Origin of the sequence: Vibrio sp. 10N.222.52.B7 (genome assembly GCF_041474275.1) — a bacterium.
Taxonomy (GTDB): domain Bacteria; phylum Pseudomonadota; class Gammaproteobacteria; order Enterobacterales; family Vibrionaceae; genus Vibrio; species Vibrio crassostreae_C.
Window position 1 is genome coordinate 1 of the sequence record NZ_JBFRTU010000403.1, and the last position, 387, is coordinate 387.

A 387-nucleotide genomic window follows, 5' to 3' on the forward strand; every position below is an offset into this window, starting at 1 on the left:
CCTGAGCTCATAACCGAATTCAGAGCTATTCATCCGTACATTGAATTTAAGCTCTCTACAGGCGATCCAGCTCAATCCATCGACAAGATTTTAAATGATGAAGCAGATATTGCTATCTCAGCGAAGCCAGACATTCTTCCCTCAAGATTAGAGTTCGAAACCATCAGCGATATACCACTGTCAGTCATCATCCCATCCGGTGTGAGTAGTTTTAGCCAGCAGCTGCAATCAGATAAACCAAACTGGAATGAAGTACCTTTTATCATCCCAGAAGCAGGTACTGCACGAGAACGTGCGAACGCATGGTTCAAAAAGATGAAGATAAAGCCCAACATTTACGCTCAGGTATCAGGTCATGAGGCGATTGTAAGCATGGTTGCGCTAGGT

The 387-nt window shown here is 44.2% G+C and carries 1 protein-coding gene; it reads left to right on the forward strand.

Annotated features, from left to right (window positions below; all coding sequences use genetic code 11):
* Positions 1 to 387: LysR substrate-binding domain-containing protein (locus AB4512_RS23410; RefSeq protein ID WP_372175918.1), on the forward strand; the 387-nt coding region annotated here is incomplete at both ends.